The sequence below is a fragment of the Providencia sp. 2024EL-00732 genome, from assembly GCF_044006275.1.
GTDB classification, from domain to species: Bacteria; Pseudomonadota; Gammaproteobacteria; order Enterobacterales; family Enterobacteriaceae; genus Providencia; species Providencia huashanensis.
Genome location: NZ_JBIPDG010000001.1, coordinates 246,266 through 262,636 on the forward strand (window position 1 = coordinate 246,266; position 16,371 = coordinate 262,636).

The following is a 16,371-nucleotide window of genomic DNA, read 5'->3' on the forward strand; positions in this document are numbered from 1 at the left end:
AGCCGATAATGTTTTTTATACTTATTCTTTTAAAAATAGCTAAATAACTTAATGTGTCAGCCTATTTAACTCTTAATATCTATTTTTACTATATTTATTAAGTGGTTGTGGCCGCCATTGTGGTGATATAGCAACTTTAGCTGAGCAATAGATTTAATTATTGAGAATAAAGACTGAATTAATAGGATTTAAACCATGGCAGTAAGAGAAATTATTGAAATCCCTGATGAGAGACTGCGTATTAAATGCAGCCCTGTGACGGATTTCGCCGCAGTTCAAACCTTAATTGACGATTTAATCGATACCATGTACAGCACTGATAATGGAATTGGCCTTGCTGCAACCCAAATTGCTGAAACCAAGTCGATTATGGTGATAGATATTTCAGAAAACCGCGACCAACCAATGGTGTTTGTGAACCCTGAAATTGTGGAAAGTGAAGGGGAAACTAGCTACCAAGAAGGGTGTTTGTCAGTCCCTGAAATTTATGCGGATGTAGCGCGTTCTCTGCGTGTTAAAGTTAAAGCATTCGATAGGCATGGCAAAGCGTTTGAAGTCGATACTGATGAGTTCTTGGCGATTGTGATGCAGCATGAAATTGACCACTTACATGGCAAAGTGTTCCTCGACCACCTATCACCACTAAAACGTAATATGCTATTGAAAAAGCTGAAAAAACAACAGCGTTTAAAACAGCAACAATAGTCGTTTTTGGTATTTATATCCGAAATGGCGTGTCAGGTCTAATGGCCTGACACACGGACTGGTTTTTATTCCATGGGGCGAATGACAATCGGGGTATCTGGCTCATCAAATTGGCCGTAGCTATTATTGAGTACCCGTTTTTGGTCTAATTGTTTCATTTCTTTGCTTAAGAAATTTAAATGCTGCTGTAAATATTCTTTAGTAATACGTTCATTTTCAATAATTTTATGCAATAACTGAATAAATTCTTCAGTGATTGGTTGTTGTTGTTCGAACGCTTGGGTCAACTGGGTGAGGTTTTCCACCGCAAGGACATATTCTGTCTCGCGGGAGACTAATGTCTCCCATTCCCCGGATTGCGCTAAGGCAACTAACTCTTCACTCAATACTAAGACATTACGGTATATTTCATGTAAATCGATAGGATTTTTATTGTCCACCTGATTATCTTTCATCCACATTTGCACCGATTTGCTGCCATGCAGAAGCGATATCGGAGAGTAATTGGTAAACTTCTTGGACATAAGCCACGTTGTTTTCGAGGTTGGCGCGAAGTAACTGCATTGTCATATACTCATACAAGCTTGCTAAATTTTCAGCAAGCTCGCCGCCAGCCTCATAATTTAACGACTGCTTTAACCCTGTGTCAATGATGTCGATAGCTTTTGAGATTTCTTTACCTTTTTCCGCCACCTTACCCTGCTGCATAAAAATCTCACCGCGTTTCAGGGCACTAAGCGCCCCTTTAAACAGAATCTGGATCAACTGGTATGGTGTCGCATTGGTAATTTCACTTTCCAAATCAACCTGCTGATAGGCTTGCTGTGCGTGTCTTTGATACATGTTTTTAACCTAAAAGTATTAGCCTAATAATCGGCCTAATGAATTACTGGTGCTGTTAAGTGACGTCATCATTTTGTCGAGGTTTTGGAATTGACGACGGTACATGTCCATGGTGTTTTCGATTTGTTTATTAGTTTGCTCAATACGTTTGTCTAAGCTTTTCTTTTTCTTTTGAATACCATCGGTAGCGTTGTGTAACGTGCCTTCTTTGCTGTCTAAAGTATCTTTTAAGTAGTTAAAGTTTTCTGTCCCAAAACCAGTTTCTTTACCGTCTCCAGCAAAAAATACTTTGACGCTCGATGGGTTTTCTTTGAGGACTTTATCCAGCACTTTATTATCGATTTCTAAGGTACCATCCAGCTTTTGCTTAATCCCCATTTTGCTTAGAGTATCGATGTCTCCACTGGCTTGTGGCATGCGAACTTGGGTGCGTAAGGTGCTTTGGATCATGCGTAAAGTGGAATCACCAATTAATGGTCCGTTGCTTTTATCCGGTGCTGTGCCTTTTTCTGTAGGGGTATATTTGGTGAGTTCTTTCGCTAAAGTTTGGAATTCATTATAGGCATCCACCCACGCTTTAATTTTACCTTTGGCGGGTTCGATATCTTCCGAAACAATCAGATGGTCGGCTTTACCGTCTTCGCTTTCTTTTTTTAGCGTTAAGGTTAAACCAGGAAATAAATCTTTGGCTTCATTGGTTTGTGACTCTAATTTGAAACCATCAATTTCCAGTAATGCGGTTTGTGGTGGAACTTTTTGCTCCATACCAATGGTATCGGCATTTTTTAAGGTGACAACCCCATTCTCATCTATCACAGACTCAACATTCAGGATGTCAGCTAGTTTGTCATCGCCTTCCACATTGATGCTAATACGGTTTTCACTGCCTTCTTTTTTAGAGGTCACGACAAGGTGGTAGATATTGTCTTTGTCTTTAATAACCGATGCCGAAACGCCTTTATCGGTTTTATTGATGGCGTCTGCAATTTCAATCAGTGAAGTGTGTTCGTTATCCAGTTTGATAACGATTTTATCTTTATCTTCTTTTTGTGATGGTTGGGTGATGGTAATAGTACGTTCTTTAGCACCGTTACCGAGTAATTCTTTATTATCTTTTTGACCTTTAGTGGCGATAGTTTGTGCTTTTGCTAAACGTTCTACGGTAACATCATGTACACCTGCCACGGCTTTACCGTCAGTTTTCACATCAAAGGCTTTATATTCGCCATTGACTTTGGTGGTACTGATATCGCCGTATTTCTTTAAGTCTTCCGCAGCTTTCTTTAGTTTTTCTAAGGACGATTGCATTTTACCAAAGGCACTGATTTGTGCGTCATAGCTGGCTTTTTGTGTCGTCAGTGGTTCCAAACGACGGCGTTCCATCGCTTCGAGTTGATCCATTTGCACATTTAAATCTAAGTTTGACCCGATACCGAGTGTAGATATTCCTGCCATGTTTTCTCCTACGCTATGTCGGCGACATAAATCTTGAATATAAAAACTATTTAGACTGTTATCGGCGAAATGGAGCAAAATTTTAGACTATTCTGAAAAAGAGTGATGGCAAGAACTGAGAAGATAAAAGTAGGTAATTATTACTATTGGAATTAAATAATAAGAAAATTAATAAAAAAAATTTGTTTGCTAAAAAATTAAGGGCTAAAAAGCGGGTTATAAAGCCATTTCTGCTCGTGAGAAGAAAAATTTTCACTAAAAAGCCTAAAGGGGACTTTTTTGTAGCCGATAACCTAGTTGCTGACGAAATTCATCAAGTTAAGCATTTTGGCTTAACGCATTAATTTGAATAATAAGGATCACATCATGGCACAAGTTATCAACACTAACATTTTGTCTCTGACCACTCAGAACAACTTAAACCGTTCACAAGGCGTACTGGGTACTGCGATTGAGCGTTTATCTTCCGGTTCACGCATCAACAGCGCAAAAGACGATGCAGCAGGCCAAGCGATCGCTAACCGTTTCACTGCAAACGTGAAAGGTTTAACCCAAGCAGCACGTAATGCCAACGACGGTATCTCTATCGCACAAACAGCGGAAGGTGCAGTTAACGAAATCAACGATAACTTACAACGCATTCGTGAGTTGACTGTACAGGCGCGTAACGGGACTAACTCAGAATCAGATGCAAAATCTATTCAAGATGAAGTTAATTTACGAATGAAGGAAATTAACCGTATCTCTGAACAAACTCAGTTTAACGGCGTAAAAGTATTGCAAAGTGATTCTACAATGAAAATTCAAGTGGGTGCTAATGATAGTGAAACTATTGGTATTGATTTGAAAAAAATTGATAGTGATGTATTAAAAATCTCTGATTTAGACCTTTCTAAGCATGGAGTTGTTGGTGATAAAGTTGAAAAATTAGGTGGTCTAGGTGGTACTGCAGCAGTAAAAGTAGATTTGGAGAGTACTCAAAAATTATTTAAGGATACATCTGACGAGAATAAATTTATTCTTGAAGCTGATGGTAAGTTCTATAGCGTAGAAAAAGGAGACTTTGATCCAGCAACGGGTAAGATCACAACGCCAACATCAGGTGATGATAGTACATTAGGTACTACTAAGAAAGGTGGTGATGCAAGTGATTTGGAAATCACTAAAGCTGTTGAAGGCACTGGAGTAGCAAAATTAAACTCTGGAGAAGAATTATTCAAAATGATTGATTCAACTACAGGAGAAGTAGTTAAAGATACATATTTACTGAAAAAAGATGGTAAATTTTATGAAGTAACTACAAGTGATTTCGATGCAACAGGTAAAGTAGCAGATGCTAAAGTTGCTGATGGTGCTGAGAAAAATAATATGACAATCAATGATGCCCCATTAGCGGCAATTGATGAAGCTCTGAAACAAGTTGACTCATTCCGTTCTTCTTTAGGTGCGGTGCAAAACCGTATGCAATCTACCATCAACAACCTGAACAACTCTGTTAACAACCTGAGCGCAGCACGTAGCCGTATTCAAGATGCTGACTTCGCAACTGAAGTTTCTAACATGAGCCGTGGTCAAATCCTGCAACAAGCAGGTACTGCAGTGTTAGCACAAGCTAACCAAGTTCCACAAGGTGTTTTAAGTCTGTTACGTTAATTCGTAATTGGTGGATGATATTGAAGGCCAGCATTGCTGGCCTTTTTCATGCCCGTCATATTAGCTTTCATATTTCGCACCATAGCGTTGTTGGCTTCATAAGTTCATCCGAATCAAGTGCTTATGTACGCTCATCGGTAAAACTTATTTGCCGCCTAGCTATAGCACGAACTATATAGGCTAAAGAAACATGTTTTTAAAGCCAAAACACCAAAAGCTAAAAATGGTTCAAAAATTGCTTCTCAACAAAACCACCACTCTCACTTGTATTACCAGTAAAATTCCCTAAAAATTGTGTTAAAACAATAATTAACATTGTAATCATTCAAATTTGACCTATTTAGGATAAGGCAAATAAAGCCCTATTTATTGCCTTACTCTACGGATTGAATTCAAATCCAACACTGATAATGAGTACCTTTTATAAAGCTTGAAGGGTGATTCAGGTTGTGAGTGATTTGTATACTGCCGAAGGTGTGATCAATAAAAATAGCCTATGGGAGCGTTATTACCCTCTAATACGCCATGAAGCCCTGAAACTGCAAGTCAGACTACCTGCCAGTGTTGATATTGACGACTTAATTCAAGCGGGGGGCATTGGTTTATTGCATGCATTGGAACGTTTCGATGTTACCCAAGGGGCGTCGTTTGCCACCTATGCGGTGCAACGTATTCGAGGTTCGATGCTCGATGAGCTGCGTAGCCGTGATTGGGTGCCGCGTAGTGTGCGCCGCCAAGCGCGTGAAATGACCAAAGCTATTGGTGCGTTGGAGCAATCGTTAGGGCGCAGTGCTACCGAGCCGGAAATCGCCAAAGCACTGAATATCGACCTTGCGGAGTATCGTCAAGCATTATTAGATACGAATAATAGCCAGTTGTTTTCTTATGATGAGTGGCATGAGGTTCACGGGGAAAGCTGTGAGCCGCAAATGGATGAAGATGATGGTGGCAACCCATTGAGTTTGTTATTGGATTCCAGTTTACGCGACCAAATTGCAGCGGCTATTGAGCAATTGCCTGAGCGTGAGAAAATGGTGCTAACGCTGTATTACCAAGAAGAACTGAATTTGAAAGAGATTGGTGCGGTGTTGGATGTGGGGGAGTCTAGGGTGAGTCAACTTCATAGTCAGGCCGTGAAACGACTCCGTGGTCGCCTTAAGTGATGCGCCTCGATGCTCGTCATACTTCGCATTGTGGGGGTGTCGACTGCGCTCGGCTACTCGGGTCACATACTTGTGTATGCTCCCCGAGATATCCTCACTGGTCTTCTACCCACAACACAAATTATTTAGAGCATCCGCATCGGGTGAATTTTTAATAAACCCTAAATTGAAACTGTTTTTTTAGATATTCCCTGAGTTTTCGATACTTGTGTATGCTCCCCGAGATATCCTCACTGGTTTTCTACCACAATCCAAATTATTTAGGGCATCCGCATCGGGGAATTTTATAAACCCTAAATGAAAACTGACTTTTTTAGTGTTTTCTGTATTAGCTAATGAATTAGCTAATACATTGGAGTTAAATAAATCTATTTTTTAAAACACCTTGGTGACTTGCGGCTTATTTTTGTGTTATCTCGCAGCTAAACGCGAATAATGCCATTCTCTTTTTTGATATATTCGATGCACACTTTTAAAAGTGACTCACAATAAAAAGCCATCAAATCCAGCTCCTCATCTAACCATTGGTTTAATTGTGCTTCAGTCACGGTATACACATCATTATCGTAAATTGCGGGTTTAGTGTAGTCCTCATCAAAATAACAGCCTATTTTTTCATCATATAATATCGTTCCCATTAACGTATGATGTACTTCAAGGGCACTTTCGAGGGTATTGATGGCGTCAATTTCTTCATTGGTCATGACAGAAGCATCAAGCAGGTAATCCCAAATATTTTGGGGGCAATGGGCTCGTGTTTGAGTCAAATAAAAGCGCGCTAAGGCAGTTTCTTCAACGGGTTCAGGGTAGGGGATAATAAAAGAAGAATACGTAAATGTGAATTTTTGAGTCAGTAGTCCTTCAAGGGCGGTGACCATATTCTCTTCATGTTCGTAATCGGAATATAAAGCGTAGGATAAAACGCGCAGGTCAAAATAACATTTCATTTTATCCATGACTGTGTGGCATTTCGATATGGCATAAACAGCATGTTTTACCGCTTTTTCATAATCATCAATGCCTTCATATTCTCTAAAGGTTTTAAAAGGAATAACTTGGCTTTTATTTGCTGCTTTAACGGCGCGTATTCTTAAAAGGATAATACTAAAGATAAGGAGTAAGACAGCTAAAAAATAATACATATTGCATCCTGACTAAAAGGTGTACGCGCTATCGCAAACTCACTACGCCACACAGGCGGCTAGGTGACATAAGTGAAATATTATACGCTATTTACTGATCTCGACGCAAAAGAAAGGCTATGTAGATAGTCTATTTATCATTCCCCTTCTATTAATTTAGCCAAAAAATTCTCTGCCGTGGTGTGCCACGCTCTTGGGGATTGAGTAAACCCCAGTCTTAGGTACTCGGTGAGGTTACTGTCGGTCGAAAAAAATAAAAGGTTGCATTCAGAAGGCAGTTCTTCAGCGGCAAGGCGCATTAAATGACGGTCGATACCGTGCTTTTGATAATTGGTATCTATGGTAAGCTCACAGATATAGCAGCAAGAACTAAAATCGGTGACCGCTCTTACAAAACCCACAACTTGCTCTTCATCCCATGCACTAATTAATAAGTCCGCATTATTTAGCATTGCATCTAATTTGGTTAGGTTATCGGTAGGTACGGTTTCTTTAAATGATGACTGATGGATTAAGCGAATAAAATCCTCAATGTTAATGGCAAAATTCATTTTATAGGTCAATCGGTTGGCGATGGCATCCATAAATTCCCCTTGCAAGACGTGAGCTCTCTTATAGGTTTAGCTCTAAATAGCGAAAATTTCCTGTTTTTGTGGGATGTTATCGATTTGCATCTTCATTATTTGCCAATATATTTAATATTTATCATTGTTCTACTATTCCAATTGCCATATAAATGTCTTAAGTTAAATTCAAGGTAAGTCGTTATGTTTAGCCCATTTAAGCAGTAAAGCTAAACACCATATGAATTCTATTCAACAGATAAGTGAACGAGATATGACTATGGAACTAAAGGATTATTACAGCATCATGGGTGTAAAACGCACCGATGATTTAAAAACCATTAAGACCGCGTATCGCCGTTTAGCGCGAAAATATCACCCCGACGTCAGTAAAGAATCGGATGCCGAAGCCCGCTTTAAGGAGATAGCAGAAGCGTGGGCGGTATTAAGTGACAAAGAAAAACGCGCCGAATACGATGAAATGTGGGAACATCGAAATGACCCTTATTTTAATCAAAGGCACCAAGGTCAACAAAGCCAAGGCTATTCCCAACAAGGGTTTGATGCGGGGGGCTTTGATGATATTTTTTCATCGATGTTTTCCCAACGCGCACGTGGCGGCAGTACAAGGCAAGCACGCAGCCATCGTGGCCATGACTTAGAGGTTGAATTAGCCGTTTTCCTTGAAGAAAGCCAAGAGTCACATAAACGCACTATCAGTTATAACTTACCGGTCTACAACGCTTTTGGTTTTATCGAAAATGAAATCCCTAAAACACTCAATGTGACCATCCCTGCGGGGGTAATTGATGGGCAACGCATTCGCTTAAAAGGGCAAGGGACCGCGGGAGAAAATGGCGGTGAAAATGGTGACTTATGGATAACCATCCGTATTGCGCCACACCCCTTATTCGATATTAAAGGCTATGACCTAGAAGTGGTTGTGCCATTAGCCCCTTGGGAGGCGGCGCTCGGAACTAAAGTTACTATACCAACCTTAAAGGACCCGATTGTTATTACGGTTCCCGCCAATAGCCAAGCGGGGCAAAAATTGCGACTTAAAGGTAAAGGGCTGAAACATAAAGATAGTGCAGGGGATTTATACGCCATTATAAAAATTGTAATGCCCGATAGTAATGATGCGGAATCGAAAGCATTGTGGCAGAAGTTGGCGGAGGCTCAAACGCATTTTGACCCACGTAAAAATTGGGGAGGTAAATAATGGAACAGTTAACTACATTAACCGTTATTGATTTCTGCTTTCATACGGGGATTGCTGAAGATGAATTACAGGAAATCGTCGGGCTTGGGATTGTACAACCTATTGAAATTAGAGATGAATGGTTATTTGACGACCAAGCCGTGGTGGTCGTGAGAAGGGCGGTACGCCTTTATCATGAATTAGAGATTGACTGGCCGGGCATCGCAATGGCAATGAGCCTGATGGACCAAAATGAAAGGCTACGGCGCGAAAATGAGATGTTGCGTTTACAGTTGCAGCGTTTTATTGGTTAGCTTAGTTAGTGTTGTCAATGAGTTAGTCACTAACCACCATAAGCCTTGTTCAGTGAAATTAGGCTTGTGGTGGTTATTTATGTGAGTATTTTAGCTCTTGATTAAACGCTGTTTATTGATTCATCATGATAATGAGCCGCCCCATTTTATGGGGTGCTAATATTTTGTTTATCTAACAAGTCTTGAACTCGGGTATGCCATGCAAGAGTAAAGGGGTTAAACCCTTGTTTGAGATAATAGTCTTGAGTCTCTTCAGTAGAAAGGAAAATAATACTGCATTTCGTTGGAAGCTCAGTTGCTATCATTTGAATTAACTGTGTCCCAATCCCGTTATTTTGGTAGTCATTGTGGATTATCATTTCAGATATATAACAGCAGAAACTAAAATCAGTTATGGCCCGAATATAAGCAATAAATCGTTGGTCTAACCAAACGCTAATTAACAAATTGGCATTTTCTATCATGCTTCTAAGTTGTTTTGTATCATCAGTAGGGACAATTGAATTTAGTGGAGATTGCTTAATCAGCGAACGAAAATTATCAACGGAAATTGCCGCATTAACTTTATAAGTCAGGTTATTAGCGATAGTACTCATCTTTATTCCCTATAATAAAATGTATTCTTATAGGTTTAGCTTTAAATAGCTAAACTTTCCTGTTTTTATGGGAAATAAATGGGTATTAAATAAAAGTAATGACTTGGTTTAATGGCTTTTATATGTAATAGCCAAAAAAATACCCTTACCATTAGGCAAGGGCAACATAACGACAACGAGATTTTATTTTTTAATTAGAGACTTGCTGCTTCAGCAACTAATTTTGCAAGTTCATCCCAGTTTTCACTGTCAATTAATGCATTTGGTACCATCCACGAACCGCCGCACACTAATACAGACGGTAATGCGGTGTATTCTTTAATATTTTTCATACCGATACCACCTGTTGGCATAAATTTAACAGGGTAAACGGCGCCGAGTGCTTTGAGCATCGCAACCCCACCAGAGGCTTCTGCAGGGAAGAATTTTAAGGTGGTGAGGTTAAACTCAAGGGCTTGCTCTACCAAGCTTGGGTTATTGACGCCCGGAATGATAATCACATTTTTTTGTTGGCAGTAGGCAACAATTTTCGGGTTAAAGCCTGGGCTGACAATAAAGTCCACGCCTGCTTCAATGGCTTGGTCAACTTGCTGTGTGGTTAATACGGTACCTGCTGCGATCAGCAACTCAGGGTAGGCAGCGCGCATGTTTTTGATAGCTTGTACCGCGGCTGGGGTGCGGAAAGTGACTTCTGCGCACGGTAGGCCATTTTCCACCAACACTTTAGCTAGTGGCGCCCCATGTTCTGCGTGGTTAATGGTGATCACAGGGACAACTTTCAGCTGCTTAATTTTTTCAATTAATTGATTCATGATTAAACCTTTTCTATGGGGGCTAAAGTAATGGTTGGCATGGCCTCGGATGGAATAATCGCTCCCCGGTGTTGGATGACGCTTCCAGCCAGTAAATGACCTGTTTTTGCCGCATCGCAAGGGCTGCCACCTAAAATGCGGCAAGCTAGGTAGCCGGCACTAAAGGAATCCCCTGCGGCAGTTGTATCAACAACATGGCTAATTTTATTTGCAGGAATTTCAAAGCGTTGGTTATCAATAACCACAAAACAAGCATCAGCCCCGCGTTTTATCACGATTTCATTAACGCCATATTGTTGAGTGCGAAGAATTGCATCGGTTTCGTGATTGTCACCGTATAGCAATTGTTCGTCATCAAAGGTCAAAAAAGCGATATCGGTTAGGCTTAAAATTTGCTGGTAAGCTTGCTGTGCCGCTTGTTTTGAAGGCCAAAGAGCTGGGCGGTAGTTATTATCAAATACAATTTTTGCGCCATGCTGTTTGGCTTGCTGTAAAATTTCTAATAACAATTGGCGTGTGGCGTCAGGTAAAATAGCTAAACTAATGCCACTTAAATAGATGAATTGTTGTGCATTAAGCTGTTGCTGTGTGTGTGCTTTGCTATTTTCATCTAACCAAAATTTTGCTGCTGCGTTATCACGCCAGTAGAAAAAACGGCGTTCACCATTGGGGGCGGTTTCAATTAAATACATACCCGGTAACCGTGTATCAGAAATAAACACATCATCGGTATTGATCCCTTCTTGCTGCCAGCGGGTAAGCATTTGTTGGCTAAATGGGTCTTTCCCTAAACCAGTAATATATCGGGTTGTCACTCCGTGTTTCTGAGTTAAACGTGAGAGGTATAACGCGGTATTTAGCGTGTCCCCACCAAAAGTTTGGCTGTAAAGCTCACCCGATTTTTGTAATTCAACCATGCATTCGCCAATGACGGCAACTTGCGGATGTGTACTCATATTTACCACCTGCGCGATTACGACTTAGTAAACTAATACTGACCTGATAGAGCTATTAAAACTCATTTTATTCATAACTTCAAATAAAAATGAAACGCTGTTTTAAAAATATTGAATCACTGTTCTTGTTTTTCTGTGACCTGCCTATTATGCTATTTAGCCTAGAGTGGTATTGGCTGGTTTCGCTATAATATCGCTATCAATTGAATTGGATGATGGAAAAGCAATGGATAAGACGACTCAAACGGACGCCGTTTCAGCTGTAGTCAAAGTATTTAGCATACTTAGCGCTCTTGGTGAACAAAAGGAAATCGGTGTATCGGAGCTTTCCCAGCGTTTGCTGATGTCAAAAGCGACAACATTTCGTTTCTTACAAACCATGAAACAGCTGGGGTATGTGGAGCAAGAAGGTGAGGCAGATAAATACTCACTGACATTGAAGCTTTTCGAATTAGGGGCGAAATCCCTCGAGTACGTTGACCTGATTGAAATTGCAGATAAAGAAATGCGCCAGATTGGCCGACTCACCAATGAGGCCGTGCATTTAGGCGCATTAGATGAAGACGCTATCATTTATATTCACAAAATAGATTCTAGTTATAATTTACGTATGTATTCACGGGTCGGTCGCCGTAACCCGTTGTATTGTACCGCGATAGGTAAAATTTTATTGGCTTGGCAAAGTGAAGACGCTATTCGCTGTGCATTAAAAGATGAATTATTTACCAAAAAAACCAATACCACGATTTTAACGTTGGATGATTTGCTGGCGGAATTAGCCACTGTTCGCGAATGTCATTATGCGCAGGATAGGGAAGAACAAGAGCTTGGTTTACGTTGTATCGCTGTCCCAGTATATGACCGGTTAGGGCATGTGATTGCAGGGCTATCCATTTCATTTCCAACGATCCGCTTTGATGAACAATGTATTGATGATTATGTTGAATTACTAAAAACGGCGGGGCGCAATATTTCAGAAAAAATGGGTTATCACCAATACCTATAATATTGGTGATAACGGGTTATCTATGAGTTAAGTTTTTGAGTAAATAGTTCTGTATATTGAAAATCATAGGTTTGTTCTGGGTTACCTGAGCTTGTTGCTTCTGGGTAGGGTTTATTACCAGGACGGTCACGGGTTAAGCTCCACATCGACACGAGGTTCAAACCTATTTTTTTTGCGAATTCGCTTAGAATGTCGGCATCATGGAAACTGAACATAGCATGGTCATCATTTAGGCCAATCATCGGGGTAATTTGAACGTAATTATACATTTCCTTATCTTCTACCGATGGGTAGAAAGGTTTTAATTGGTTTTTAATACTGATGGCAGCCTTGATAGCGGCATCGCCCAAGCTAATGATGTTTGGGTCATAATAATCCATTGCCATTCCATTAACTTTCATGACCAAACCTGCTTCTACAGATTTTTTCACTAATGCTAATCCAGTATTTGTTAACCCTGTCGGTAGGGTGGGTAGGGTTAGGCTCAAGGTGATTTTTGGGTTATTGTCGACAATCACTTTTAAAGCAGAAAATGCATTATCAGCATCATAGAGGCCATTTTCGAAGTCTAAATCTATATGCGATGCGTTTAGTTTATCGATAGCTTCTTGATAGGTTTTGATCAGTTCTTCTTGTGTCTGTACCAATGAGACATCTTGATTAGCGGCTCCTCCGAATGACACTGCAATTTTTACCCCGCCAGCAATAAGTTCGTCACACAAGGGTTTAGCCCAGCTTATTGGCATTGTGGGTTGGGCGGACCATGCCGCTTGTCTATTTCGGTCCGCAGTTAAAAAACCAAGGTAAAGTATATCAACCCCATATTGGATTGCAGCTTGGCTGTATTTAGCATTTGGCCTGCCATCAGGGTAGTTTTGCCAATCGTTCCAAGTGGCATCGACACTGACATCGATATAAGGACCAAAATAGGTTTTATTCATTGTATATTCCTAGTCTAATGAGTTAGATAAAGTGAAATTGGTGCCCAATACTAACTAATAGGGCAAAGTCACTTTTATAGAAAATAGGCTTAGGAACAAGACTAAAAATTATTAGTAATCTGATAAGTTACAGTTCTATTATGATCATGATAATGGAGGTAATTCGATACAAATTATTTGGCTAATTTGAATGACGGTAGTTAGCCTTTTTTGCATATTGGCTTATTTAATATCATCACGCCATTGGTCTTTCATGTGAGTGTTAATTATTTAAAAACAAATGGTTATGATTAAGATGAACTGTATTTATATTTCTGATGCATGATTAATGTCATGCTAATAGTTCATTACTAATAGTATCTATATCAATCAATTGATTTGATGTTTTATTATAATTAACATATTGAATAATAAGATTTTATTATATTTTATTTTAATCGTTTTTGGATGTGATAATTCTGCGTTATATAATACTGACTTACAGGCACAGTAGGATATTCATATGTTTAAAAAGATTATTTTTGCTATTTTTCTTAGTTTCACTACTTACGGCTTTGCCAGCGATTTTACCTTTAAAGAAAAATCACCCGCTGATCGCGAGTTTAATCAAGACTACCAAGGTGCTAAAAAATTACAGGCACAACAAAAGTTTGTCTTTGATCCCAAGAAGAAACTTCCAGCAGAGGAACAAAGTTATCAAGCTTTATTAGACCAACGTAATGCGGATGAAAATTCAATACTACATCAGTTTAATGCTTGTGATGCCAACCCTACGGGAGCAGGGTGCCCAAACTCTAGGCCTTGGGTGAATGACCGACAACAAATGAAGAAAATGTTGGAGCAAGCGGGGCGCTACTGATAAGCAGGTTTACTGAGAAATAAGGGAGCAATAGGCTCCCTTATTGATTTTAAGTTAACTTGATTCAGGGAAAGTCAATGTTGCTCCTGGAGCTTCACGGCTTAAGTGAATGAAATTCATATGTTTTTCATATTGGTCGAGAATATCGCTAATTACCTGCTCTTTGGTATAATCCATTAAATCATTCCCTTGGGAACCCTCCCATAAGAAGGTTTCTAAACGGTAATAATGGGATTTCCCCGAGCGGGCGCGATAAGTAAAGCCAGGAACAGAATAGCGTTGCGGCCAGACTTGATAGATAAAGCTTTGTTCATCATCAAGGTCAACGGTCAGCTCTAAATGTTCTAACCGTTCATCTGCAATTGGTGGCATCGTATTAAACTCCACTTTTGCTCCCCTTAAAGATAACTCTTTCGCCACTTCTTGCATCGCAGGGATACAAACTAAATCAAGCATCCGTTGCGTATAAGTCGTACCGGGGAAGTTCATCACACGGCCTAAACGTTGTTTCCAATTGAGGGTACCATTGCCATACAGTGGTGCGGGTGCATTGGTGTTTAATGAGCTAACGCGCCTAAAATCTTCGACTTTTAATGACTTATATAACCCTGCCATAATGAAGAAAATGACGAAGCTAAAAGGTAGCCCCATGATCACCGTGGTATTTTGTAAGGCAGCAACTCCATCAGTCATTAGCATTCCTAGAGTTAGTAAGCCAATCGCGACGGACCAAAATATACGCAACCAATTAGGTGCATCATTATTGATATCACTGAGTTTCGAGGTGAAATTCCCTAATACTAATGAGCCGGAATCCGCAGAAGTAACATAAAAAAGTAACCCTGTGATGGTGGCGATTGAGGCGGTTAAACCAAAGCCAGGATAGAGCTCAAGTAGGGAATAAAACCCTTTTTCAGGGGCTTCGAGTACAGTTTGTGCTAACTCACTATTGCCATGAATGATTTCATATAAAGCACTATTTCCGAAAATGGATAGCCACAATAAAGTGAAAACAAAAGGAATAATTAAAGTACCAATCACAAATTGACGGATCGTTCGGCCACGAGAGATGCGGGCGAGGAATAACCCAACGAATGGCGACCATGCCACCCACCAAGCCCAGAAGAACAATGTCCAGCTATTCATCCAATCAGTTGGGCGGTCAAATGCGAAGCTATTGAGTGTCATCCCCATAAAGCGGTTGACGTAATCCCCTACATTGAGCACTAACGCATTGAGCAAGAACTCAGTATCACCGACAAATAATATGAATAAAATCAAGCCTAAAGCTAGAAGCACATTGAGCTCGGAGAGTATACGGATACCCTTATTAACCCCTGAGGTCGCTGAAATCACCGCCATGACAACGGATAGAAAGATCAAGCCAGTTTGTACCGTTAAGCCTTGCGGTAAGTCAAACAACACTTTTAGCCCATAATTGAGTTGTACTACCCCAATACCAAGTGTCGTTGCGATACCAAAGATAGTCCCCAGTACTGCAGCAATATCAACGGTATGGCCGATAGGCCCCTCAATGCGTTTACCAAAAATAGGGTAAAGTGCAGACCGAATGGTCAGAGGTAAATTATAACGATAGCTAAAGTACCCTAAAGCTATACCCATTAATGCATACATAGACCAGCCCGTTAGGCCATAGTGGAATAGTGTCCACACCATCGACTGACGGGCTGCTTCTAAGGTTTCTCCATCGCCTGTTGGCGGAAGCATATATTGAGTGACGGGTTCAGCTACAGAGAAAAACATTAAATCAATACCAATCCCCGCAGCGAATAGCATTGCAGACCAGCTAAGAACGCTAAATTCAGGTTTGGATTGCTCAGGACCGAGTTTGATATTCCCAAAGCGTGATGTTGCAATAAAAATAACAAAAACAATGTACAAGGTTGCCGCTAATAGGTAATACCAACCAAAGGTTTTTGATACCCAACCTAAGGTGGCGACGATCCACTGATTTGCTGTTTCGGTCATCAGAATTGTAAAAAAAGAAAACGCTAGAATAAGACCAGCGGAAGTGAAAAAAACCACAGAATTTAATTTGTCTTTCTGCTGATTTTTCGAACTATGTTGAGTTGTCATCGGCAGTTCCACATTTTTATTTATTTAACAGGTTAAAATTACTTTTCACTCTAACTAATTGATTA

Annotated in this window: 17 protein-coding genes; 7 read left to right on the forward strand and 10 right to left on the reverse strand. The window is 40.2% G+C overall.

Annotated elements, in window-relative coordinates; genetic code table 11:
- The first annotated feature begins 195 nt into the window (after positions 1 to 195).
- Positions 196 to 705 carry a peptide deformylase gene (def, locus tag ACHB7C_RS01065; RefSeq protein ID WP_166685265.1) on the forward strand — a complete coding sequence of 170 codons (510 nt, stop codon included), beginning with the start codon at positions 196 to 198 and terminating at the stop codon, positions 703 to 705.
- A 65-nt stretch (positions 706 to 770) separates the two neighbouring features.
- Here the strand turns inward: def and fliT are convergent, their stop codons facing one another.
- Genes fliT through fliD form a run of 3 tightly spaced genes read right to left on the reverse strand, consistent with a single transcriptional unit; the run spans position 771 to position 3,003 of the window.
- The gene (gene fliT, locus ACHB7C_RS01070) at positions 771 to 1,160 is read right to left on the reverse strand and encodes a flagellar protein FliT (protein WP_042844217.1); all 390 of its coding nucleotides are present in this window, start codon (positions 1,158 to 1,160) and stop codon (positions 771 to 773) included.
- Positions 1,150 to 1,548 (reverse strand): flagellar export chaperone FliS, encoded by a 399-nt coding sequence (gene fliS, locus ACHB7C_RS01075; RefSeq protein WP_004909969.1) that lies wholly within the window; start codon positions 1,546 to 1,548, stop codon positions 1,150 to 1,152. Before fliS ends, fliT begins: the two co-directional genes overlap by 11 nt.
- 18 nt (positions 1,549 to 1,566) lie before the next feature.
- Positions 1,567 to 3,003: a flagellar filament capping protein FliD gene (fliD, locus tag ACHB7C_RS01080; protein WP_042844215.1), complete on the reverse strand. Its 1,437-nt coding sequence runs from the start codon at positions 3,001 to 3,003 to the stop codon at positions 1,567 to 1,569.
- A 366-nt stretch (positions 3,004 to 3,369) separates the two neighbouring features.
- Here fliD and ACHB7C_RS01085 point away from each other — a divergent pair, with 366 nt between their 5' ends.
- Both ACHB7C_RS01085 and ACHB7C_RS01090 read left to right on the forward strand, forming a co-directional pair.
- Complete coding sequence (locus ACHB7C_RS01085; RefSeq protein WP_226693701.1) at positions 3,370 to 4,656, forward strand: FliC/FljB family flagellin; 1,287 nt, start codon at positions 3,370 to 3,372, stop codon at positions 4,654 to 4,656.
- Positions 4,657 to 5,105: 449 nt separating this feature from the next.
- Positions 5,106 to 5,819 (forward strand): RNA polymerase sigma factor FliA, encoded by a 714-nt coding sequence (locus ACHB7C_RS01090; RefSeq protein WP_042844212.1) that lies wholly within the window; start codon positions 5,106 to 5,108, stop codon positions 5,817 to 5,819.
- 422 nt (positions 5,820 to 6,241) lie between these two features.
- On the opposite strand, the gene ACHB7C_RS01095 is transcribed toward ACHB7C_RS01090, so the two are convergent.
- Positions 6,242 to 6,961 carry a DNA-binding protein gene (locus ACHB7C_RS01095; protein ID WP_187550470.1) on the reverse strand — a complete coding sequence of 240 codons (720 nt, stop codon included), beginning with the start codon at positions 6,959 to 6,961 and terminating at the stop codon, positions 6,242 to 6,244.
- Positions 6,962 to 7,098: 137 nt separating this feature from the next.
- Positions 7,099 to 7,545: a GNAT family N-acetyltransferase gene (locus tag ACHB7C_RS01100; RefSeq protein WP_272677869.1), complete on the reverse strand. Its 447-nt coding sequence runs from the start codon at positions 7,543 to 7,545 to the stop codon at positions 7,099 to 7,101.
- A gap of 259 nt (positions 7,546 to 7,804) precedes the next feature.
- Here ACHB7C_RS01100 and cbpA point away from each other — a divergent pair, with 259 nt between their 5' ends.
- The gene (gene cbpA, locus ACHB7C_RS01105; protein WP_071548837.1) at positions 7,805 to 8,746 is read left to right on the forward strand and encodes a curved DNA-binding protein; all 942 of its coding nucleotides are present in this window, start codon (positions 7,805 to 7,807) and stop codon (positions 8,744 to 8,746) included.
- A complete protein-coding gene (locus tag ACHB7C_RS01110) occupies positions 8,746 to 9,039 on the forward strand; it encodes a chaperone modulator CbpM (RefSeq protein ID WP_042844210.1) in 294 nt (97 codons plus the stop codon). Before cbpA ends, ACHB7C_RS01110 begins: the two co-directional genes overlap by 1 nt.
- 146 nt (positions 9,040 to 9,185) lie before the next feature.
- Here the strand turns inward: ACHB7C_RS01110 and ACHB7C_RS01115 are convergent, their stop codons facing one another.
- From ACHB7C_RS01115 to ACHB7C_RS01125, 3 genes are all read right to left on the reverse strand, one after another.
- Complete coding sequence (locus ACHB7C_RS01115) at positions 9,186 to 9,635, reverse strand: GNAT family N-acetyltransferase (protein WP_166686061.1); 450 nt, start codon at positions 9,633 to 9,635, stop codon at positions 9,186 to 9,188.
- Positions 9,636 to 9,829: 194 nt separating this feature from the next.
- Positions 9,830 to 10,447, reverse strand: coding sequence for a bifunctional 4-hydroxy-2-oxoglutarate aldolase/2-dehydro-3-deoxy-phosphogluconate aldolase (locus ACHB7C_RS01120; protein WP_131679929.1), 618 nt, complete (start codon positions 10,445 to 10,447; stop codon positions 9,830 to 9,832).
- Positions 10,448 to 10,449: 2 nt separating this feature from the next.
- Positions 10,450 to 11,403, reverse strand: coding sequence for a sugar kinase (locus ACHB7C_RS01125; RefSeq protein WP_042844206.1), 954 nt, complete (start codon positions 11,401 to 11,403; stop codon positions 10,450 to 10,452).
- A gap of 226 nt (positions 11,404 to 11,629) precedes the next feature.
- Here ACHB7C_RS01125 and kdgR point away from each other — a divergent pair, with 226 nt between their 5' ends.
- Positions 11,630 to 12,409, forward strand: a complete 780-nt coding sequence (gene kdgR, locus ACHB7C_RS01130) for a DNA-binding transcriptional regulator KdgR (protein ID WP_198861303.1) — start codon at positions 11,630 to 11,632, stop codon at positions 12,407 to 12,409.
- A gap of 20 nt (positions 12,410 to 12,429) precedes the next feature.
- On the opposite strand, the gene ACHB7C_RS01135 is transcribed toward kdgR, so the two are convergent.
- A complete protein-coding gene (locus ACHB7C_RS01135; RefSeq protein ID WP_129465796.1) occupies positions 12,430 to 13,350 on the reverse strand; it encodes a chitinase in 921 nt (306 codons plus the stop codon).
- A 502-nt stretch (positions 13,351 to 13,852) separates the two neighbouring features.
- On the opposite strand from ACHB7C_RS01135, the gene ACHB7C_RS01140 reads away from it, so the two are divergent.
- Positions 13,853 to 14,209: a hypothetical protein gene (locus ACHB7C_RS01140; RefSeq protein WP_272677871.1), complete on the forward strand. Its 357-nt coding sequence runs from the start codon at positions 13,853 to 13,855 to the stop codon at positions 14,207 to 14,209.
- A 54-nt stretch (positions 14,210 to 14,263) separates the two neighbouring features.
- Here the strand turns inward: ACHB7C_RS01140 and ACHB7C_RS01145 are convergent, their stop codons facing one another.
- Positions 14,264 to 16,306: a choline transporter gene (locus ACHB7C_RS01145; RefSeq protein ID WP_042844202.1), complete on the reverse strand. Its 2,043-nt coding sequence runs from the start codon at positions 16,304 to 16,306 to the stop codon at positions 14,264 to 14,266.
- Positions 16,307 to 16,371 lie beyond the last annotated feature (65 nt).

What these genes read in the sequence shown, in the direction of transcription:
- def (WP_166685265.1), top strand. Translation starts at nt 196, where the DNA reads ATGGCAGTAAGAGAAATTATTGAAATCCCTGATGAGAGACTGCGTATT.
- fliT (WP_042844217.1), bottom strand. Translation starts at nt 1,160, where the DNA reads ATGAAAGATAATCAGGTGGACAATAAAAATCCTATCGATTTACATGAA.
- fliS (WP_004909969.1), bottom strand. Translation starts at nt 1,548, where the DNA reads ATGTATCAAAGACACGCACAGCAAGCCTATCAGCAGGTTGATTTGGAA.
- fliD (WP_042844215.1), bottom strand. Translation starts at nt 3,003, where the DNA reads ATGGCAGGAATATCTACACTCGGTATCGGGTCAAACTTAGATTTAAAT.
- ACHB7C_RS01085 (WP_226693701.1), top strand. Translation starts at nt 3,370, where the DNA reads ATGGCACAAGTTATCAACACTAACATTTTGTCTCTGACCACTCAGAAC.
- ACHB7C_RS01095 (WP_187550470.1), bottom strand. Translation starts at nt 6,961, where the DNA reads ATGTATTATTTTTTAGCTGTCTTACTCCTTATCTTTAGTATTATCCTT.
- ACHB7C_RS01100 (WP_272677869.1), bottom strand. Translation starts at nt 7,545, where the DNA reads ATGGATGCCATCGCCAACCGATTGACCTATAAAATGAATTTTGCCATT.
- cbpA (WP_071548837.1), top strand. Translation starts at nt 7,805, where the DNA reads ATGGAACTAAAGGATTATTACAGCATCATGGGTGTAAAACGCACCGAT.
- ACHB7C_RS01110 (WP_042844210.1), top strand. Translation starts at nt 8,746, where the DNA reads ATGGAACAGTTAACTACATTAACCGTTATTGATTTCTGCTTTCATACG.
- ACHB7C_RS01115 (WP_166686061.1), bottom strand. Translation starts at nt 9,635, where the DNA reads ATGAGTACTATCGCTAATAACCTGACTTATAAAGTTAATGCGGCAATT.
- ACHB7C_RS01120 (WP_131679929.1), bottom strand. Translation starts at nt 10,447, where the DNA reads ATGAATCAATTAATTGAAAAAATTAAGCAGCTGAAAGTTGTCCCTGTG.
- ACHB7C_RS01125 (WP_042844206.1), bottom strand. Translation starts at nt 11,403, where the DNA reads ATGAGTACACATCCGCAAGTTGCCGTCATTGGCGAATGCATGGTTGAA.
- kdgR (WP_198861303.1), top strand. Translation starts at nt 11,630, where the DNA reads ATGGATAAGACGACTCAAACGGACGCCGTTTCAGCTGTAGTCAAAGTA.
- ACHB7C_RS01135 (WP_129465796.1), bottom strand. Translation starts at nt 13,350, where the DNA reads ATGAATAAAACCTATTTTGGTCCTTATATCGATGTCAGTGTCGATGCC.
- ACHB7C_RS01140 (WP_272677871.1), top strand. Translation starts at nt 13,853, where the DNA reads ATGTTTAAAAAGATTATTTTTGCTATTTTTCTTAGTTTCACTACTTAC.
- ACHB7C_RS01145 (WP_042844202.1), bottom strand. Translation starts at nt 16,306, where the DNA reads ATGACAACTCAACATAGTTCGAAAAATCAGCAGAAAGACAAATTAAAT.